This is a genomic window from Nonomuraea sp. GTA35 (genome assembly GCF_041950525.1).
Lineage (GTDB): Bacteria > Actinomycetota > Actinomycetes > Streptosporangiales > Streptosporangiaceae > Nonomuraea.
In genome coordinates this window covers 258,581-277,833 of record NZ_JBGNUV010000003.1, presented here as the reverse complement: position 1 = coordinate 277,833, position 19,253 = coordinate 258,581, and the positions used below count along the sequence as shown (strand labels likewise).

At 72.8% G+C, this 19,253-nt stretch carries 16 protein-coding genes; 12 read left to right on the top strand and 4 right to left on the bottom strand.

All coding sequences use genetic code 11. The annotated features are described in order from the left end of the window. The first annotated feature begins 14 nt into the window (after positions 1-14). The 5 genes from ACBJ32_RS14445 to ACBJ32_RS14425 all read left to right on the top strand — a co-directional run bounded on the left by ACBJ32_RS14445 (position 15) and on the right by ACBJ32_RS14425 (position 7,604). Positions 15-1,646, top strand: a complete 1,632-nt coding sequence (locus ACBJ32_RS14445; protein WP_375127136.1) for an SWIM zinc finger family protein — start codon at positions 15-17, stop codon at positions 1,644-1,646. Then, positions 1,643-2,983: a DUF5691 domain-containing protein gene (locus tag ACBJ32_RS14440; protein ID WP_375127135.1), complete on the top strand. Its 1,341-nt coding sequence runs from the start codon at positions 1,643-1,645 to the stop codon at positions 2,981-2,983. Before ACBJ32_RS14445 ends, ACBJ32_RS14440 begins: the two co-directional genes overlap by 4 nt. Next, positions 2,980-4,044: an AAA family ATPase gene (locus ACBJ32_RS14435; protein WP_375127134.1), complete on the top strand. Its 1,065-nt coding sequence runs from the start codon at positions 2,980-2,982 to the stop codon at positions 4,042-4,044. The genes ACBJ32_RS14440 and ACBJ32_RS14435 overlap by 4 nt, the downstream gene beginning before the upstream one ends. A gap of 94 nt (positions 4,045-4,138) precedes the next feature. Next, positions 4,139-6,385, top strand: a complete 2,247-nt coding sequence (locus tag ACBJ32_RS14430; protein ID WP_375127133.1) for a DUF5682 family protein — start codon at positions 4,139-4,141, stop codon at positions 6,383-6,385. Positions 6,386-6,428: 43 nt separating this feature from the next. After that, positions 6,429-7,604 (top strand): VWA domain-containing protein, encoded by a 1,176-nt coding sequence (locus ACBJ32_RS14425; protein WP_375127132.1) that lies wholly within the window; start codon positions 6,429-6,431, stop codon positions 7,602-7,604. A 102-nt stretch (positions 7,605-7,706) separates the two neighbouring features. Here ACBJ32_RS14425 and ACBJ32_RS14420 read toward each other — a convergent pair whose 3' ends face one another. Beyond that, positions 7,707-9,158, bottom strand: a complete 1,452-nt coding sequence (locus ACBJ32_RS14420) for a DHA2 family efflux MFS transporter permease subunit (protein WP_375127131.1) — start codon at positions 9,156-9,158, stop codon at positions 7,707-7,709. Positions 9,159-9,255: 97 nt separating this feature from the next. Between ACBJ32_RS14420 and ACBJ32_RS14415 the strand changes: the two genes are divergently transcribed. From ACBJ32_RS14415 to ACBJ32_RS14405, 3 genes are all read left to right on the top strand, one after another. Further along, positions 9,256-9,993, top strand: a complete 738-nt coding sequence (locus tag ACBJ32_RS14415; protein WP_375127130.1) for a TetR/AcrR family transcriptional regulator — start codon at positions 9,256-9,258, stop codon at positions 9,991-9,993. Positions 9,994-10,070: 77 nt separating this feature from the next. Next, entirely contained in the window at positions 10,071-11,453 is a 1,383-nt protein-coding gene (locus ACBJ32_RS14410; RefSeq protein WP_375127129.1) for an MFS transporter, read from the top strand. A gap of 9 nt (positions 11,454-11,462) precedes the next feature. Continuing rightward, positions 11,463-12,467, top strand: a complete 1,005-nt coding sequence (locus ACBJ32_RS14405; RefSeq protein ID WP_375127128.1) for an enolase C-terminal domain-like protein — start codon at positions 11,463-11,465, stop codon at positions 12,465-12,467. A 24-nt stretch (positions 12,468-12,491) separates the two neighbouring features. Here the strand turns inward: ACBJ32_RS14405 and ACBJ32_RS14400 are convergent, their stop codons facing one another. Then, entirely contained in the window at positions 12,492-12,698 is a 207-nt protein-coding gene (locus tag ACBJ32_RS14400; protein WP_375127127.1) for a hypothetical protein, read from the bottom strand. Between the two features lie 202 nt (positions 12,699-12,900). On the opposite strand from ACBJ32_RS14400, the gene ACBJ32_RS14395 reads away from it, so the two are divergent. Both ACBJ32_RS14395 and ACBJ32_RS14390 read left to right on the top strand, forming a co-directional pair. Then, positions 12,901-13,227, top strand: a complete 327-nt coding sequence (locus tag ACBJ32_RS14395) for a metalloregulator ArsR/SmtB family transcription factor (RefSeq protein WP_357869131.1) — start codon at positions 12,901-12,903, stop codon at positions 13,225-13,227. Between the two features lie 75 nt (positions 13,228-13,302). After that, positions 13,303-14,175, top strand: coding sequence for a TIGR03620 family F420-dependent LLM class oxidoreductase (locus ACBJ32_RS14390; protein ID WP_375127126.1), 873 nt, complete (start codon positions 13,303-13,305; stop codon positions 14,173-14,175). A 21-nt stretch (positions 14,176-14,196) separates the two neighbouring features. Here the strand turns inward: ACBJ32_RS14390 and ACBJ32_RS14385 are convergent, their stop codons facing one another. Continuing rightward, positions 14,197-15,693 (bottom strand): LCP family protein, encoded by a 1,497-nt coding sequence (locus ACBJ32_RS14385; protein ID WP_375127125.1) that lies wholly within the window; start codon positions 15,691-15,693, stop codon positions 14,197-14,199. Positions 15,694-15,863: 170 nt separating this feature from the next. Here ACBJ32_RS14385 and ACBJ32_RS14380 point away from each other — a divergent pair, with 170 nt between their 5' ends. Then, positions 15,864-16,724: an enoyl-CoA hydratase-related protein gene (locus ACBJ32_RS14380; protein WP_375127124.1), complete on the top strand. Its 861-nt coding sequence runs from the start codon at positions 15,864-15,866 to the stop codon at positions 16,722-16,724. A 1-nt stretch (position 16,725) separates the two neighbouring features. Then, positions 16,726-17,682 (top strand): alpha/beta hydrolase, encoded by a 957-nt coding sequence (locus ACBJ32_RS14375; RefSeq protein WP_375127123.1) that lies wholly within the window; start codon positions 16,726-16,728, stop codon positions 17,680-17,682. On the opposite strand, the gene ACBJ32_RS14370 is transcribed toward ACBJ32_RS14375, so the two are convergent. Continuing rightward, positions 17,655-19,148, bottom strand: a complete 1,494-nt coding sequence (locus ACBJ32_RS14370; RefSeq protein WP_375127122.1) for an alpha/beta hydrolase family protein — start codon at positions 19,146-19,148, stop codon at positions 17,655-17,657. The genes ACBJ32_RS14375 and ACBJ32_RS14370 overlap by 28 nt on opposite strands. Positions 19,149-19,253: the final 105 nt, after the last annotated feature.

The window sequence follows — 19,253 nt, the reverse complement described above, 5'->3', positions numbered from 1 at the left end:
GTAATCTGCGGCAGGTGACTGAACGGTGGAGCCGCGATCAGGTGCTCGCCCTCGCCCCCGACGCGTCGTCCCAGAAGGCGGCGCAGGGGGTGGCGGCTGCCGGCAAGTGGTCGCTGCGCGGCACGACGGGCACCGTGCTGTACGGCGAGTGCAAGGGCAGCGGCGCCAAGCCCTACCTGGCGGCCGTCGACCTGAGCGAGCCGGCGTACCGGTGCAGCTGCCCGAGCAGGAAGTTCCCGTGCAAGCACGCGCTCGGGCTGCTGCTCCTGTGGTCCGCCGACGGGGTGCCCGCCCAGGAGGCGGCGCCGCAGTGGGTGACGGAGTGGCTGGACGGGCGCGCCGAGCGCGCCGCCAGGTCGGCGGCCCGGCTCGACGCCGCCCGCGCCCGCCTGGCCGCCGGCGACGACGGCCCCCAGCCGGGCCCCGACCTCTCGGCCTCCGGCTCCGACCTATCGGCCCCGGGCACGGACCCTTCGGCCTCCGGCTCCGACCTGTCTGCCCCGGGCATCGACCTGGGCATTCCCTTCGATGCTGGTGCTGGTGCTGGTGCTGGTGCTGGTGCTGGTGCTGGTGCTGGTGCTGGTGCGGGCGTTGGGCAGGGTGGGCAGGGCGGGGGTGTTCCGCCCGGCTCCGGGGGGCGGGTGGAGTCCGTACGTCATCAGCGGGTGGCAGCCGGGCTGGCCGAGCTGGAGAGGTGGCTGGCCGACCAGGTGCGGCAGGGGCTGGCGGGCGCACAGGAGCACGACTGGGACGGCCTGGCCAAGCGGCTCATCGACGCCCAGGCACCCGGCGTGGCCGGCGTCGTGTCCCGGCTGGCGCGGGTGCGCGCCGAGGAGGGCTGGCCGGGGCGGCTCCTGGAGGAGTACGCCCTCGTCAACCTGCTCGCCGTCGCCTACCGCCGCCGGGCCGAGCTCACGGAGCCCCTGGCCCAGACCGTGCTGATCCGCACCGGCTTCCCCGTCACGAGGGAAGAGGTCCTGGCCGGGCCGCCGGTGCGCGATCACTGGGACGTGCTGGGCGGGCGCGACGAGTCCCAGGACCGGCTGACGGCCCGCCGCGTCTGGCTCCGGGGCCGCCGCACCGGCCGGCCCGCCCTCATCCTGTCGTTCGCCCCGCAGGGCCAGCCGCTGGACGCCTCCCTGGTCACGGGCACGACCATCGACGCCGACCTCACCTACTACCCGGGCGCCGCCGCCCTCCGCGCCCTCGTAGCCACCCGCCACGCCACGATCCCCCCACCCGCCGCGCCATCGCGCGCCGCGCCTGCCGCGCCTGCCGCGCCCGCCGGGCATGCCGGGTCTGCCGCGCCACTGGCGGCCGGGCCTGTCGCGCCCGCTGGGCCTGTCGCGCCCGCCGCGCGGTCGGCGGCCGTGCCGCCCGGGGTGTCGCCTGACGAGGCGCTCGACGAGGTGGCGTGGGTGCTGGCCGAGGATCCGTGGACCGAGTCGTGGCCGCTGGTCCTCGCCGGCGTGATCCCCGGCCGCACCGCCATCGGCGGCCTCCCGCTCCACCCCCGCGCGCACGACCCCTGGCGGCTGATCGCCGTCTCCGGCGGGCGCCCGCTCACGGTGGCGGTCGAGTGGACGCCGCAGGGCCTGCGCCCCCTGACCACCTGGGACGACGACGGAACGACGGTGATCCTGTGACCGGCTGGGACGACCTGGCCTCGACGGCGCTCGTGGGCACCGACCGCAGACCGTACCCCGGCGACCTGCTCGAAGCGGCGGCCGTCGAGGTGGCGCGGCGGCGCGCGGGCCGCCGGGTGAACGAGCCCGGCGGCATGGAGCCCGCGCCCGGCGAGGAGCGCGAGGCGGTGGGCAGGCGCGCGGCCGAGCGGCTGGGCAGGCTGCTCGGCGGCGAGCACGAGAGGCTGATCCCCGAATGGCTGGCCGCGGCCGCCGCCACGGGCCGCAGGGTGCCCGCGTACGTGCTGCCCGAGCTGCTGGAACGCGGCCGCCGCGACCGTTCGATCAGGGTGCATCTCGGCGTGCTGGCCGGGCAGCGCGGCCGCTGGCTGGCCGGGCTCAACCCGGCCTGGGCGTACCTGCTGGAGGAGCCGACGGGCGAGACGTGGGAGCTGGGCGGCGCCGCCGACCGGCGCGCCCACCTGAGCACGCTCAGGGCGGCCGACCCCGGCCAGGCCAGGCGGCTGCTGGAGAGCACGTGGGAGCGCGAGACGCCCGACGACCGGGCGGGGTTCGTGGAGGTGCTGGCCGACGGGCTGAGCATGGCGGACGAGCCGTTCCTCGAGCAGGCGCTGGACGACCGCCGCAGGGAGGTGCGCCAGGCCGCCGCCAACCTGCTCACCCGCCTGCCCGGCTCGCGCCTGTCGCAGCGCATGGCCGAGCGGGTGCGCGCCTGCGTGACGATCAGCGGCGACGCGATCTCCGTCGAGGCGCCCGCGGCCTGCGACAAGGAGATGGAACGCGACGGCGTGCGCCCGAAGCCGCCCCGCGGCATCGGCGAGCGCGCCTGGTGGCTGCAGCAGATCATCTCCCGCGCCCCCCTGTCCTTGTGGGGCCGGCCGCAGGCCCTGCTGGCGATGAAGATCCCCGACTGGGACGCCGAGGTGAAGGCGGCCTGGGTACGCGCCGCGGTGCTCCAGCGCGACCCTGAGTGGGCACGGGCGATGTTCGGCTGGGACCCGATCGCCGACCTGCTCGAATGCCTTCCGCCCGAGGAGCAGCAGGAGCTGGCCGCCCGGTTCGTACGCGGCCACGACCTCGACAGCCAGTTGATCATGGTGCTGGGCGGCGTGTCGTCCCACTGGCGCGAGGGCCTGGCGACGGCCGTGCTCAACAAGATCGTGAAGGTGAACACCACGCAGCCGTGGAACCTCGGCGAGCTGGTCAAGCTGGCGGGCGAGCACATCGACCCGGCCCTGTTCGAGCTGGCCGAGGACTACTCGCCGGCCGAGCCCATCCAGCAGGTCGCCGCCCTGCTGCGTTTCCGTGCTGACATGTACAAGGAGCTTTCCCGATGACCGTTCTGCGCCCGCACGCGGAAGACCAGTACGCCGAGGAGCTGGCCTTCCTCGCCAAGGACGACGACCGGCCCAGGCCGCCGGGCTGGAAACTGTCGCCGTGGGCGGTGACCACGTACATCCTGGGCGACGGCGAGCGCATCAGCCCCAAGTACGTCGGCGCGCGCCGCATCGTCGAGGTGGCCGTGGCGACGCTGGCCACCGACCGCGCGCTGCTGCTGCTCGGCGTGCCCGGCACCGCGAAGACGTGGCTGTCGGAGCACCTGGCCGCCGCGATCAGCGGCGACTCGACGCTGCTCGTGCAGGGCACCGCGGGCACCGCCGAGGAGGCCATCCGGTACGGCTGGAACTACGCCCGGCTGCTGGCCGAGGGCCCGTCGATGGAGGCGCTGACCCCGTCGCCGGTCATGCGCGCGATGGCGGAGGGCCGGGTGGCCCGGGTCGAGGAGCTCACCCGCATGCCGTCCGACGTGCAGGACGCCCTGATCACCGTGCTGTCGGAGAAGACGCTGCCGGTGCCCGAGCTCAACCGCGAGGTGCAGGCGGAGCGCGGCTTCAACGTGATCGCCACGGCCAACGACCGCGACCGGGGCGTCAACGAGCTGTCCAGCGCGCTGCGCCGCCGCTTCAACACCGTCGTGCTGCCGGTCCCCGCCACCGCCGAGGAGGAGGTGGACATCGTCGCCCGCCGCGTCGCCCAGCTCGGCCGCTCCCTGGAGCTGCCGGAGACGGCGACGGGGCTGGCGGAGATCCGGCGGGTGGTGACGGTGTTCAGGGAGCTGCGCACGGGGGTCACGGAGGACGGCCGCACCAAGGTCAAGTCGCCCAGCGGCACCCTGTCCACGGCGGAGGCCATCTCGGTCCTGACCAACGGCATCGCCCTGGCCGCCCACTTCGGCGACGGGGTGCTGCGCCCGGCGGACGTGGCCGCGGGGATCGTGGGCGCGGTGGTGCAGGAGCCGGTGTCGGACCGGGTGGTGTGGCGCGAGTACCTGGAGACCGTGGTCCGCGAGCGCTCCGACTGGCGCGACTTCTACCGCGCCTGCCGCGAGGTGTCATGAACGGCGTCCCGACGGCCGGCGGAGGCCGGGTGGGCGGTGTCCCGGCCACGTGCGGAGGCCGGGTGGGCGGCGTTCAGGTCCAGGAGGAGGTGCTGTGAGCGGTGTGTCGGTCCTGGGGGTGCGGCATCACGGGCCTGGTTCCGCGCGGGCCGTGCGGCGGGAGCTCGAACGGCTGCGGCCCGACGCGATCCTCATCGAGGGCCCGCCCGAGGCCGACGCCCTGGTCACGCTCGCGCCCGGCCTGGAGCCGCCGGTCGCGCTGCTCGCCCACGTGCCGGGCGAGCCGTCGCGGGCCGCGTTCTGGCCGTTCGCCGCGTTCTCGCCCGAGTGGCAGGCGATCCTGTACGGCACGTCCGCCGGCATCCCGGTGCGCTTCTGCGACCTGCCCGCGGCCCACTCCCTGGCCGGCGACCGCGAGGAGGACGCCCCGGGGGACGACGACGGAGAGGACTCTCCGGACGCCGCTGGGGAGCGCGAGCGGCACCCTGGCATGCGGATGGACCCCATCGGCGCGCTGGCCGCCGCGGCCGGGTACGACGACCCGGAACGCTGGTGGGAGGACGTCGTCGAGCACCGGGGCGGCGACACGCCGTTCGAGGTGATCGCCGAGGCCATGGCCGCCGTACGCGAGGGTCACGAGCCGGGCGGGCGTGAGGCCAGGCGCGAGGCGTACATGCGCAAGACCCTCCGCGCGGCCGTCAAGCAGGGATTCGGCCGGATCGCGGTGATCTGCGGCGCCTGGCACGTGCCCGCGCTGACCGGCCCGCTGCCGTCCGCCGCCGCGGACAACGCCGTGCTGCGCGGCCTGCCGAAGGTGAAGGCGGAGCTGACGTGGGTGCCGTGGACGTACGGGCGGCTGGCCTCCTGGAGCGGCTACGGCGCGGGGATCACCTCGCCCGGCTGGTACCACCACCTGTTCGAGGCGCCCGACCGGCCCGTGGAGCGGTGGCTGGCGCAGGCGGCGGGGGTGCTGCGTGACGAGGGGCTGGCCGTGTCGTCGGCGCACGTCATCGAGGCCGTACGCCTCGCGGGCAGCCTGGCCGCCCTGCGCGGCAGGCCGCTGGCCGGGCTCGGCGAGGTCACCGAGGCGGCCAGGGCGGTGCTGTGCGAGGGCGACGACCTGGCCGTGGAGCTGATCCAGCGGCGCATGGTCGTGGGCGACCGGCTCGGCCACGTCTCCGACGGCACGCCGATGGTGCCGTTGCAGCGGGACCTGCGCGAGCAGCAGCGGCGGCTCAAGCTCAAGCCGGAGGCGCTCGACCGGGAGATCGACCTCGACCTGCGCAAACCCCTCGACCTCGACCGCAGCCACCTGCTGCACCGGCTGGCGCTGCTCGGCGTGGGCTGGGGCACGCAGGGGCAGGCACGCGGCAAGGGCACGTTCAGGGAGACGTGGACGCTGCGATGGCGTCCCGAGCACGACCTCGCGCTCATCGAGCACGCCGCGCTCGGCACCACCGTGGTCGCGGCGGCGGCGCAGCGGGCCGCGGACCTGGCGGGGGAGTCGTCGGCGGCGCTGGCCGACCTGACGTCGCTGGTGGAGCGGTGCCTGCTGGCGGACCTGCCGGAGGCGCTGCCGGACGTGCTGGCGGCGCTGTCGGCCAAGGCGGCGCTCGACACGGACGTCACCCACCTGATGGCGGCGCTGCCCGCGATGGTGCGCGCCCACCGGTACGGCGACGTGCGCGGCACCTCGGCGGAGGGGCTGGCGGTGATCGTGCGGTCGATGCTGGAGCGGATCTGCGTCGGGCTGCCGGTGGCGGTGACGGGGCTGGACGACGGGGCGGCCGCGGACCTGCTCAGGCACGTGGACGCGGTGCACTCGGCCGTCGCCCTCCTGCCCGACACACCTGGCGGCGCTCCGGACGGGGCGGGGCCCCGGGGGCGCTGGCTGGGCACGTTGCGGGGCATCAGCGACCGGCAGGACCTGCACGGACTCATCGAGGGCCGCCTGACCAGGATCCTGCTGGACTCCGGCGAGCTGGACGACGCCGGTGACCGCATGTCCAGGGCCATGTCACGGGGCCAGGCTCCGGCGCGGGCGGCCGCGTGGGTCGAGGGCTTCCTGGCCGGGGGCGGGCTGCTGCTGGTGCACGACCCGCGCCTGCTGGCCCTGGTGGACGGCTGGCTGACCGGGCTGTCCGGCGAGCAGTTCACGGACGTGCTGCCGCTGCTGCGCCGCACGTTCGGCGCCTTCGCCGCGCCGGAGCGCAGGGCGATCGGCGAGCGGGTGCGCTCGGCCGGCCGCGACGAGGGGGAAGGGGAGCAGGACGTGGACGAGCGCCGCGCCGCGGCGGCCGTCGCCACCGTGCTCTCGATCATCGGGAAGGCGAGCGGATGAGCGTGGCCGGGCGAGACGGCAGGCGTGGAGGGGTGGCGGGGCGATGAGCGCGGCGGACGAGCGGATGCGGCGGTGGCGGCTGGTCCTCGGCGGCGGTCCGGCCGACGGCACGGGGTGCGGGCTGGAAGGCGTGGACGCGCGGATGGACGCCGCCCTGGCCGCGGTCTACGACCAGGGCGGGCAGGGCGGCCAGGGCGGCGAGGACGGCGACCGCAGGCAGGGCGGCCTCGGCGCGTCGGCGCCGCGGGTGGCCAGGTGGCTGGGCGACATCCGCACGTACTTCCCGTCCACGGTCGTCCAGGTCATGCAGAAGGACGCGATCGAGAAGCTGAACCTCATCAGGCTCCTCCTGGAGCCGGAGATGCTCGAGGCGGTGGAGCCGGACGTGCACCTGGTCGGCACCCTGCTGGCGCTCAACAAGGTCATGCCCGACCAGGCCCGCGAGTCGGCCAGGGCGCTGGTGCGCAAGGTGGTGGCGGAGCTGGAGCGCAGGCTGGCGCAGAAGACCAGGGCGGCCGTGTCGGGGGCGCTGGACCGTTCGGCCAGGACGCACCGGCCCAAGCGGGTGGCCGACATCGACTGGGACCGCACGATCAGGGCGAACCTGAAGAACTACCTGCCGGACAGGAACACCGTGGTCCCGTCCCGGCTGGTGGGCTACGCGCGCAGGCAGCGCTCGGTGCAGCGGGAGGTGGTGCTGTGCATCGACCAGAGCGGTTCGATGGCCGCCTCGGTGGTGTATTCGAGCGTGTTCGGGGCGGTGCTGGCGTCGATGCGCTCGCTGAAGACGTCGCTCGTCGTGTTCGACACGGCGGTGGTGGATCTCACCGATCAGCTGCACGACCCGGTGGAGGTGCTGTTCGGCACCCAGCTCGGCGGCGGCACCGACATCAACCGCGCCGTCGCCTACGGCCAGGGGCTCATCTCCCGGCCGGCCAATTCGATCTTCATCCTGATCAGTGACCTGTACGAGGGCGGGATCAGGCAGGAGATGCTGCGCAGGGTGGCGGCGATGACGCAGGCCGGGGTGCAGGTGATCGTGCTGCTCGCGCTGTCCGACGAGGGCGCGCCGTTCTACGACCACGAGAACGCCGCCGCGCTGGCGGCGATGGGCGTGCCCGCGTTCGCGTGCACGCCCGACGCCTTCCCCGGCCTGATGGCGGCGGCGATCGAGCGCCGCGACATCGCGCGCTGGGCCGAGCGGCACATCACCCCCTGATGGCAAGCCGGCGCACCTCGACGGTGGCCCATCGCGCCATGACGGCGTGCCCGCACACCCCCATGGCGGTGACGAGCGGCATCGCGCGCCCCGGCGCGGGCGTCACGCACCGTGCGGCTGCTGCTCCGGGCGGGCGCGGCGCGGCAGCAGGTACGACAGGGCGAACGTCAGCAGCAGCAGCCCGACCTCGACCCACACCGTGACCTCCATCGACGCCCCGAACTCCCACTGGTCGGCGAGCAGATCGAAGAACAGCGTGCCGAGCACGGCGGTGCCGAAGGCGCCGCCGAGCTGCTGCACCCCGGTCAGCGTGCCGGAGGCCGAGCCCGTCTCGTGCGGCTCGACGCCGGCCAGCACGATGTCGAAGAACGGCGCCATGGTCAGCCCCATCCCGACGCCGACCAGGGTCAGCCCGGGAGCGAGCTGCCAGCCGCTGACGTCGACCCCGGCCACGTGGATGGTGAGGGCGAGCGCGGCCGCCCCGGCCGCCATCACGACGGTGCCGATCTGCATGAGGCCGCGCCCCAGCTTCTCCTGCAGCCCGGCCATCGCCAGGGCGAAGCCGGCGACGCCGCCGATGGCCTGCGGCAGCGCGGTCAGTCCCGCCTGGAGCGGGGTGAAACCGAGCCCGGCCTGCGTGTAGAAGCTGAAGACGACGCCGAATCCGGTCATGCCGGAGAAGAAGGCCAGCCCGGAGACCAGGCCGCCGATGAAGGCCCGCTTGCGGAACAGGGAGGGCGTGACCAGCGGATCCCGGCCGGACCTGGCGCGGCGCGACTCGTACCGGCCGAAGAGGACGAACAGCGCGGCGGAGGCGGCCATGGACACGAACGTCCAGGCCGGCCAGCCCGCCTCGCGGCCCTGGATGAGCGGGAAGATCAGCAGGAACGCGGCGATCGAGACGAGCGCGACGCCGGGCAGGTCGAGCCGGGTGGCGTTGGAGAGGCGGAACTCGGGCAGGAAGCGCAGCGCGGCCAGCACGGCGGCCAGCCCGATGGGCAGGTTGATCAGGAAGATCATGCGCCAGCCCGTGCCGAAGAAGTCGGCGTCCACCAGCCAGCCCGCCAGCACGGGCCCGCCGACGGAGGAGATGGTCATGACCGGCCCGAACATGCCGAACGCCTTGCCCATCTCCTGCGGCGGGAACATCTCCCTGATCAGCCCCAGCCCCTGCGGCAACATCACGGCTCCGAACAGGCCCTGCACCGCCCGGCCCGCGACGAGCATCTCGGGGCTGACGGCGACGCCGCACAGCAGCGAGGCGACGGTGAAGCCGGCGGCGCCGATCACGAACATGCGCTTCTTGCCGAACAGGTCGCCGAGCCGCCCGCCGGTGATCAGGCCGACGGCCATGGCCAGGGTGTAGCTCGCGCCGAGCCACTGCACGAGGCTCTCGGAGCCGCCGAGCTCCTCCTGGATCGTGGGGGCGGCGATCGCGGTGACGAGCGCGTCCAGCAGGTCCATGACCTCGGCGGCCAGGATCACGAACAGGGCGACCCAGCGCCAGCGGTAGGGCGGGGCCTCGGTCGTCGCCCCGGAGGCGGTCACTGTCATGACAACTCCTTCAAACGGTGTTCTAGTCAACGAACGGCGTTCGTCAACGAACACCGTTTTAGTGACGAACGGCGTTCGTGTCAAGTACAGTGTTCGTATGAGCAAGGACTCCCGAGACGTGCCGGCGCCCCCGTGGCGCAAGTCGCGCCGCCCCGCGCAGGTCAAGCGGCAGCAGCTCAGCCAGGAGCTGATCGTCGAGACCGGGCTGCGCATCCTCGACGCCGAGGGGTTCGACGCGCTGAGCATGAGACGGGTGGCCCAGGAGCTCGACACCGGCCCCGCCTCGCTGTACGCGCACGTGTCCGGCAAGGAGGAGCTGCTGGAGCTGATCTACGACCGGGTGCTCAGCGAGGTGCGGCTGCCGGAGCCCGACCCGGCCCGCTGGAAGGAGCAACTGCGGGAGTACGCCCTGGAGGTGCACCGCGTCTTCCGCGACCACGCCGACGTGGCCAGGGCGGCGCTGGCGAACATCCCGACGGGTGAGAGCTCGCTGCTCGCCGGCGAGTTCACGTACGGGCTGCTGATCGAGGCCGGCATGCCCCCGGTGGAAGCGTCCCTGGCGATGGACCGGCTCACGCTCTACCTGGTCGGCGACGCCTACGAGGGCTCCCTGCACTGGGCGCGGATGCGCGCGGCCGGGATGAGCGGGCCCGAGGAGTACTTCCAGGCGTTCGTCGCGCAGATCATCGCCTACTACGAGGGCCTGCCGCGCGAGCGCTTCCCGCACCTGAGCAAGCACGTGAAGGACCTGACCGCCGGCGACGGCGAGGACCGCTTCAACTACGGGCTGGAGCTGCTGCTCGACGGCATCGAGGCGCGCATGCCCAAGGCGTAGACGGCAGGGCCTTAGGCCGAATTGCCTAGGCCCTGCGCCCGATGTGCTGACCTGGGCCTTCGCCATAGTTTGCCGGTATGACAACGACTGTTGAAAGTCCCGTGGGAACTCCGGCGAGCGTGGTCTCGCCGCAGTACCGCGCGCTCAGCGTCGGGCTGGTCGCGCTGGTCACGTTGCAGGCCTTCGAGGCCATGGCGGTGGCCACGGCCATGCCCGTGGTGGCGCGCGAGCTCGACGGCATGCACCTGTACAACCTGGCCTTCAGCGCCACCCTGGCGGCCAGCGTGATCGCGACGGTGCTGGGCGGCCGGTGGAGCGACGTGCGGGGGCCGCTCCAGCCCATCGGCGCCGGCGTGGTGACGTTCGTGGCGGGGCTGCTGCTGGCCGGGCTCGCGCCGACCATGGAGCTGTTCGTCGCGGGCCGGTTCGTGCAGGGGCTCGGGACCGGGTTGACGCAGGTGGCGTTGTACGTGCTGGTGGCCAGGGCCTACCCGCCCGCGATGCATCCGCGGGTGTTCGCCGCGTTCTCGGCGGCCTGGGTGGTGCCCTCCATGATCGGCCCGGCCATCGCCGGCTTCATCGCCGAGAACCTCGACTGGCGGTGGATCTTCCTCGGCGTCACGGTGATCGTCGTCCCGTCGGCGCTGCTGCTCTGGCGCGGGACCGCCGGCAGGGCCGTGCACGAGGGAGTCGCCGCGCCGGCGCCGGGCCTCGGCCGCAAGCTCGTCTTCGCCACCCTGACCGCCGTCGCCGCCGCCCTCATCCAGTACGGCAGCGCGCTCCAGCTCGCCGGCCTGCCCCTGCTCGCCGCCGGCATCGTCCTGCTGGCCGTGTCGCTGCCCAAGCTGCTGCTGCCGGGCTCGATGCGGGCCGCCCGCGGCCTGCCGACCGGGCCGCTGCTGCGCGGGCTGGCGTTCGGCTCGTACACGGCGGCCGAGGTGCTCATCCCGCTCATGCTCAAGTACGAGCGCGGCCTGAGCGTCACCGCGGCCGGCATCGTGCTCACCATCGGGGCGCTCGGCTGGTCCACCGGCTCCTGGCTCAAGGGCCGCGGCATGATCGGCAACATGGCGGCCCTGCGCGGCGGCGCGCTGCTGATCGCGGCCGGCATCTCGCTGGTGACGCTCGTCCTGATCGATCCCCTGCCGCTCGTGCTCGCGCACGTGGGCATGGCCGCCGTCGGCCTCGGCATCGGCGTGCTGCACCCGACCGTGTCGGTGCTGGTGCTGGAGATGTCGAAGGAGGGCGAGGAGGGCAACAACACCGCGGCCGTGGGCGTGGGCGAGTCGGTGTTCACCGTGGTGGCCGTCGCGGTCAGCGGCGCCCTGTTCACCGCCGCCGCGCAGAACTACGCGGTCGGTCTCGCCTTCACCATCGGGCTCGCGGTTCTGGGCGCCGTGCTGGCCCCGCGTTTCGTTCACTCCCGGGCAGCGGGCACTATGGAGGGAACCGCGTCATAAGGGGGGTACATGCCGCGAGTGCGGGAGCTCGAGGTCTTCCGGCTGGTCCTGCCGTACGGCAGGAGGACGGAGACCCTGCTCGTGAAGCTCACCGACCACGGGGGCATGACCGGATGGGGCGAGACGACCGCTCCTGCGGCGAAGGCCTGGTCGAGGCTGGAGGAGTCGCTGGCGGCACTGCTGGTCGGGGTCGACTGGGAGCATCCCGACACGGTGGCCGGCGGCGACTCCGCGGTGGACATGGCCTGCTGGGACCTGTGGACCAGGATGCGCGGGGTGCCGCTCGCCGAGGCGATCGGCGGCACCCGCACCTCGCTCATGGCCACGGTCCGGCTGGCGCCCGACCCGTCCGTCGAGAGCCTCGTCTCCCGGGTCAACCAGCAGGTCTGCGCCGGGTACGGGCACGTCACGCTGGACGTCAGGCCCGGCTGGGACGTCGAGCCCGTACGCGCGGTGCGGCAGGCGTACCCCGCGCTGACCCTGGCCGTCGACTGCGGCAACGCCTACTCCGACCTCGGCCAGCTCGTCGCGCTCGACTCCTACGGCCTGGAGGTCATCGAGCGGCCCTTCGCCACCTCCGACGTCTACGCCCACGCCTCGCTCCAGGACCAGGTGACCGCCTCGGTGGCGGTCGAGGCCGGCTCGTCCGCCGAGCTGGACGACTACCTGACGCTGCGGGCGGCACGCGTCCTGCTGCTGCGACCGGCCGCGTTCGCCTCGCTGTCGGAGGTCAGGCGCGCCCACGACAAGGCCGCGGCGGCGGGCTGGGACATCCAGTGCACCGGCGGCCAGGGGGCGGGCCTGGCCAGGGCGGCCACGGTGGCGGTGGCCAGCCTGCCGGGCTGCACGCTGCCGTGCGACGTCACGCAGCCGCCCCGCCAGAACCAGATCGTCACCCCGATCGTCGGCGCGAACGCGGGGGTCATCGCGGTGCCGCTGACCCAGTCGGGGCTCGGGCACGACATCGACGAGACGCGGGTGCGGCGCCTGTCGAAGGAGTCGTTTCGCGCGTGACGCCGGAGCGTGAGCCCGGCGGCGTCAGAGGGTGAGCTGGTGATGCCAGTTGATGCCGCCGATGACGTCGGACAGCAGGTAGAGACCCTGGCCCGCCCGCATGAGCGCGTGACGGACACCCTGCGTGCCGCTGATCACCCCGGGAGGCGCCGGGGTGTTCATGGGGACGAGCGGCACGAGCACGGTGGCCAGGGCGGCGGTGGCGAGCAGTAGCTGAGCGCGGCGGCGCATGTCGGACCTCCTGGGTGACGAGTTTCCGGCCCAGGAGACCACGACCCACCCGGGTCCGGCCGGGTACGCCACAGCGGCGAGGCAGGTTCTTTACGCTCCCGCGCTCATGCCGGGTCTCCTGCGCCCCTCCCGGGCTCGCGATCATTCCGGCCCCTCTCCCTCATATCGAAGTTCCGCGAAATGTCGGCCTATACTCGTACCGATGGCTCAGGACGACACCTCCGCGCACCTCGTCGAGGTCTTCAAGGCACTCGCCAACCCCGTGCGCCTCCAGGTGCTCCAGTGGCTGCGCGACCCCGAGGCGCACTTCCCGGTGGAGACCGGCATCGCCGACCCGCACGAGGTCGGCGTCTGCGTGAGCCACATCCAGGCCAAGCTCGGCCTCGCGCAGTCCACCGTCTCCGCCTACATGGCCTCGCTGGAGCGCGCCGGGCTGGTGCGCTCCACCCGGGTCGGGAAGTGGACGCACTACAGGCGCGACGAGGAGCGCATCTCTCGCCTGGTCGAGGTGCTCGGCAACGCGCTCTGACCACCGGGTCACCGGCATCCGTGTCCTATCATGTACGCTCATATCGAAAATAAGCGATATGTCGATGGAGGGCACATGGGTGCGATCGAGGGCATGGACCTGGGGCGGTTCGGGGTCTGGACGTTCGACTTCGACGGCCTGCCGGCGAGCGCGATGCGCGAGTCCGTGCGGGAGCTCGAGGAGCTGGGCTGGCAGGCGATCTGGGTGCCGGAGCTGCGGGGGCGGGAGGCCATGACGCACGCGGGGTTCCTGCTGTCCTGCACCGAGCGGATCAAGGTCGTCAACGGCATCGCGCAGATCTGGTCCCGCGAGCCCCGGTGGACGCAGAGCGCGGCGACCCTCCTGGCCGACGCCTACCCCGGCCGTCACCTGCTCGGCCTGGGCTTCGGCGGCGCCAAGCGGCCGGGCGCCAAGCCGTTGCAGGCGATGGGCGGCTACCTGGACGCCATGGACGCGGCGGCGGACGCCGTTCCCGCGCCGCGAGGGCGGATGCGGCGGCTGCTGGCGGCGTACGGGCCGAAGATGCTGGAGCTGGCCCGCGACCGGGCCGACGGCGCGCACACCTACCACGTGACGGTGCGGCACACGGCGCAGGCGCGGCAGGCGCTGGGGGAGGGGCCGTTCCTCGGCGTGGAGCAGGCGGTGCTGTTCGAGAGCGACCCCGGCAGGGCGCGGGAGCTCGCCCGCGAGCACCTGCACCCCTACTTCACCACGCCGTACAACATCGCCAAGTTCCTGCGGCTGGGCTACACCGAGGCGGACATCGACGGCGGTCGCGGCAGTGACCGGCTGGTGGACGACCTGGTGGTCTGGGGCGACCTCGACACGATCGCCCGCAGGCTGCACGACCACCTCGACGCGGGCGCGGACCACGTCGGGATCCAGGTTCTCGCGCGCGGCGCGTCCGCCATGCCGCACTGGCGGCGGCTCGCCGGGGCGCTGCTGTGATCTACAACGTAAAGGAGGCGGCTAGCCCTTCGCGGCCGAGCTCCCACACCCTTCGGTGAGCCCCTTCGTGGGGTCGTCACCGGTCTCCTTCGCGGGCTTCCTGGTCTTCTTCGGCGAAGGCGAGGCCGACGAGGAGGGCACGGACGAAGCGGGGGACGAGGACGACGGGCTGGCGGAGGCGGCGACGGGCGCCTTGGTGCGGGTCGAATCGCGGACCGCCTTGGCCGCGACGTCGCGGATCTTCTCCCAGTCCGGGTAGCCGGTGTTGATCAGCGGCGGCACGAACTGCACGCTCGTCACCTCGGCGTCCTTGACCTTCAGCGCCAGCGGCACGAGGTGCTCCAGCCAGGTGCGCGGGATGTCGGTCCTGATCAGCTCCTTGGTGGCCAGCGCGACCTGGTTGAACCTGGACAGCACCGTGCCGGGGTCGGCCTGGTCGAGGATGGCGCCGAGCACGCACCGCTGGCGGCGCATGCGGGTGTAGTCGTCGCTGTAGGTGCGCGAGCGGGCGTACCACATGGCGTCGGCGCCCTTGAGCTTGCGCGTGCCGGCCTTGACCAGGCCCTCGTTGTACTTGCCGAAGATGACGTCCTGCTCGACGGTGATGGTGACGCCGCCGATGGCGTCGATGAGGCGGGCGAAGCCCCACATGTTGACCAGGGCGTACCAGTCGACCTTGAGGCCGAGGGTGTAGCCGATCGTGTCCATGAGGACCTTGGGGCCCTGGTGCTGCTTGCCGCCGAAGATCTCGGGGTGGGCGTCGGCGTACTCCCAGACGCTGTTGAGCAGGTCGCTGGCGCCGCCGTTGGCGTCCTTGGGCAGGTCGAAGCCGTTGGGGAAGCGGCGGGCCATCGGGGTGCCGGGGCGGAAGCGCACGTCCTCGAGGTTGCGGGGGAGGCTGAACAGGACGGTGTTGCCGGTCTTCACGTCGATGCTGGCGAGGTTCATGCTGTCGGTGCGGACGCCGACGCGGTTGTCGTCGGCGTCGCCGCCCAGCAGCAGGATGTTGACCCGGTCGCGGCCGGCCCAGGGGTCTTCGGGCTTGGGCTCGGGGGCCGGGGTCTCGCCCTCGTTCTCGGGGGCCTGGAAGATGTTGTCGAGTGCCTGGCGGGAGGTGCTGGCCGTCTGTGCGGCGAACCCGAAGGGGACCACGACCGCGACGGCGAGCAGCCCGGCGACGGTGCCGGTGAGGATCTGCGCCGACTGCGCCAGCCGGCCGGGCCGCAGCACCACGAACGAGTGGACGATCATGGCGAACCACGCCACCCCGAGGGCGATGGTGCCGAACATGATGGTGGCGAGCCAGGAGTCCTTGGTGATCGAGCCGGCCAGGTTGCCGATGTCGTTGGTGAGGACGAACGCGAGCAGGCCCAGCAGGAGGACGGCGTACAGGGAGATGAGGACGAGGCCTGTCCTGCGCCAGCCGGCACGCAGGTGAGCGGCCCCGGGTGCGAGTGCCGCCAGCACCAGCCACCCGAGGACCGCTCCGGCGCTCGATGGTTCCTTAGCCTGCCGCACGCCTTCCCCGTTTCCCCGCGAATTCCACCATAGGCGCAAAGTCCGCAACCTGCGGTGAACCGCATGGGTGCGGTCGCCTCAGGCTCCCATAGAGGCGGCAGCCTATGCATCAGATACGAAATATGTCTTTATCGGAGGGTGAACATCAGTAACCGAATAAGATTCGGGGCATGGCCTTCACGGAGATCGAGTACGGGGTGACCGATCGCATCGCCACCGTCACATTGAAGCGTCCCGAACGGCTCAACGCGTTCACCTTTACGATGCGCGGGGAGTTGATCGAGGCTTTCGATCTCGCCGACGCCGATGACGACGTGCGCGCGGTGGTGGTGACCGGCGCGGGCCGGGCGTTCTGCGCCGGTGCCGATCTCGGCGGCGGGGGCGGCACGTTCGGGCACCGTCAGGAGGGCGAGACGGTGGACGGGGCGCCGCGCGACGGCGGCGGCACGGTCGCGCTGCGGATCGCCCGCTCGCTCAAGCCCGTCATCGGCGCCATCAACGGGCCGGCCGTGGGGGTCGGGGTCACGATGACGCTGCCGATGGACGTGCGGCTGGCGTCGGAGACGGCGCGGTTCGGGTTCGTGTTCGCGCGGCGGGGGATCGTCACCGAGGCGGCGTCGAGCTGGTTCCTGCCCAGGATCGTGGGCATCGCCCAGGCCATGGAGTGGGCGGCGACCGGCCGGGTCTTCCCCGCGTCCGAAGCCCTCGAAGGGCGGCTGGTCTCGCGCGTCCTCCCGCAAGGGGAACTGCTGCCGGCGGCGTACGCGCTGGCCCGCGAGATCGCCGACAACACCTCGGGCGTCTCCGTGGCCGCCATCCGGCGGCTGATGTGGTCGGGCCTGTCGGCGTCCTCGCCGTGGCAGGCGCACGCGGCGGACTCCCGCCTCATGACCGAGCTGGGCGGCGCGGCCGACGCGGTGGAGGGGGTGACGGCGTTCCTGGACAAGCGGCAGGCCGACTTCCCGATGAAGGTGAGCCAGGATCTGCCGCCCGGAGTGCCGTCGTGGCCGGACGATCCCTATGGTGTCTAGCATGTACGAGATCACCGTGCTGCCCATGCCCGACGACTTCGAGGGCCAGGTCGTGGCGACGCTGGTGAGCAGGAGGGCCGAGGCGGGCACCCGCCGCGCGGTGCTCTACCTGCACGGGTTCACCGACTACTTCTTCCAGGACCACCTGGCCGAGCACTACGTGCAGCGCGGCATCGACTTCTACGCGCTCGACCTGCGCAAGTACGGCCGATCGCTGCTGCCGCACCAGACCAGGGGGCTGATCAGGAGCGTCACCGACTACTTCCCGGAGATCGACGAGGCCGTGCGGATCATCCGCCGCGACCACGACGAGGTGACGATCAACGCCCATTCCACGGGCGGCCTGATCGCTCCGTTGTGGGCCGACCGGGTGCGCGGCCGGGGCCTGGTGCAGGGGCTCGTGCTCAACAGCCCGTTCTTCGACCTCAACGTGCCCGCCCCGCTGCGGCTGGCGGCCGACCTGCTCAGGACGCCGCTGTCGTACAGCCGGCGGGTGCTGCCGCTGGGCTCCAGCACCGTCTACGGGCAGACGCTGCACCGCAACGAGCAGGGCGAGTGGGACTACGACCTGGAGCTCAAGCCGCTGGGCGGCTTCTCCGTGCACGCCATGTGGCTGGCCGCGATCCGGCGGGCGCAGCGGCGGCTGCACCAGGGCCTGTCGGTGGACGTGCCGGTGCTGGTGCTGGCCTCCTCGACCGGGCTGCGGGTGCGCGACTTCGTGCCGGAGGCCCGCTCGGCCGACATCGTGCTCGACCCGCGGCACGTCGCCCGCTGGTCCACCGCGCTGGGGCCGCACGTGACGTGCGTGCGGATCCCGGACGGGCTGCACGACCTGGTGCTGTCGGCCGAGCCCGCACGCAAGCAGGTCTTCGCCGAGCTGGACCGCTGGATGAACGCCTATCTAGGGCAGGGTCACCCTGATGCCCAGGGTCACCAGGGGAACGAGAACAGGCCGTAGTAGGCGGCGGCCACCAGCAGCAGGCCGGTGCCGCCGAGGACGCCCCCGACGGCCACGTGCTGCCACCGGCTCGGCTGCAGCCCTTCGCGCAGCGCCGAGACGTACGCCGCCACCGCCGTGACCTCCTGGATCAGCATCAGCACGGCGAGCAGGCGCACGACCAGCCAGCCGGCCAGCACGGCGGGCCACGCGCCCGCCTGGTTGACCGAGAACAGCACCAGCAGCGTGATGAACGCCACCACCGAGGCCAGCAGGCCCAGCCCGGTCCAGGCCATCCGGCTGAGCCTGCGCCTGATCGGCGGCCACAGCCTGGCGTTGGTCTCGACGGGTGTCTGGCGGCGGTGGCGCAGGCGTACGACCACGGCGGCGACCGGGCCGGCCACGTAGCCGACGGCGGCCAGGCAGATGGTCAGGCCGAGCATCGTGCCGCCGGCGTACCAGGGGGCCGCGGGCACGTCGCTGGCCTCGAACCGCTGGACGGGGGTGGCGCCGGCCATGTGCACGGCGGGCCTGGACGTGCCGGGCAGGCCCTTGATCCAGTTGGCCAGGGTCTCGAGGTATCCCTTGGTGAAGGGGCCGCCCTTGACGCGCATGGCGTGGTCGCCGTCGGCCATGAAGCGGATGGTGTAGTCGTCGTTGCCCGCCTTGCGCATCGCCGTGATGAGCGCCTTGGTGGACTCGACGAAGGGGATCGAGGGGTCGGTGGTGCCGTAGAAGGCCAGGATCGGCTGCTTGACCTGGCTTAACGCGGGCATCGCGTCGTAGCGCAGGAAGTCGAACCCGACGCCGCCCATCGCCCTGGTCAGCAGGTCGCGGGCGCCGATGGGGGCGCGCAGCCGCAGGAGCTGCTCGTTGAGCGCCCAGGCGACCTGGCGCAGCGGGGAGACGTTCGGCGAGGACACCAGCACCATGAACCCGACCGACGAGCTCTTGGCCGCCGCGATCGGCGCCACCCAGCCGCCTTCCGAGACAGCCCAGATGCCGACGCGCGCCGGGTCCACCTCGGGACGGGTGCGCAGGTACTCCACCATCCGCAGCGCGTCGTCGGCGAGCAGGCCGAAGTCGCGGTCGCGGAAGTTGTAGCCGATCGTGCGCTTGTCGAACGCGATCGTCGCCACGCCCGCCCTGGCCAGGAACTCCGCCTGCGGCGTGAACTCCGTGCGCGAGCCGTTGCCCGAGCCCGACACGAACACCATCGCCGGGTGGCGCCCAGGGGTGAGCGGCACCCGGAGCGTGCCCTCCAGCCGCTGGGCCTCGGCCGGGATCGAGATCTCCTCGCTGCGGACGGGATCGGCGGCCACCACAGGCTTCAGCTCGCCGGCGGGCTGCGCCGGGATCGCCTGGAAGGCTGGATCGACCTTGAGCGGCGGTGGGTCGAACGCGGGTGGCAGTACGTATCCGACCGAAGCGAGAGCCACCAGCACCAGACCGGCGGCGACGCTCAAGGTGCCACGGCCAGTGCGCATTGGCCTCCCCATGTGCGTTGTTTTGCCCGCTGATCTTCCAGCCTACTCCCAGCGTGTGGGACTGGAGGTACCTCATTTGTCGGTGAGACCTGTTAGCTTCCTGCG